This window comes from Kitasatospora sp. SC0581 (genome assembly GCF_048159585.1).
Taxonomy (GTDB): Bacteria; Actinomycetota; Actinomycetes; order Streptomycetales; family Streptomycetaceae; genus Kitasatospora.
The window spans coordinates 1-337 of record NZ_JBLRWA010000279.1 but is presented as its reverse complement, the minus strand read 5'-3'; the positions used below and the strand labels follow the sequence as shown (position 1 = coordinate 337).

The following is a 337-nucleotide window of genomic DNA, read 5'->3' as shown; positions in this document are numbered from 1 at the left end:
CCCGGAGTCCGGGCCGTGGTGCTCGGCCACACCGGCAAGGTGTTCTGCGCCGGGGCCGACCTCTCCGAGGCCACCGGCGACGACCCGACGGTCGGCCCGCGCGGCCTGGTCGCGCTCCAGCGGGCGATCGTGGAGTGCGCCAAGCCGGTGGTCGCGGCGGTGGACGGCCACGTCCGGGCCGGCGGCCTCGGGCTGCTCGGTGCGGCCGACCTGGTGGTGGCGGGCCCGCAGTCCACCTTCGCCTACACCGAGGTCCGACTCGGCCTGGCCCCGGCCGTCATCTCGCTCCCGTTGCGGGCCAGGCTCGACCCGCGCGCGGCCTCCCGCTACTACCTGA

1 protein-coding gene is annotated in these 337 nt (G+C 77.2%); it reads left to right on the top strand.

Annotated features, from left to right (window positions below; translation table 11 throughout):
• Positions 1-337, top strand: a 337-nt coding sequence (locus ACLWS4_RS38095; protein WP_416876583.1) for an enoyl-CoA hydratase-related protein, incomplete at both ends; no start/stop codon positions are given.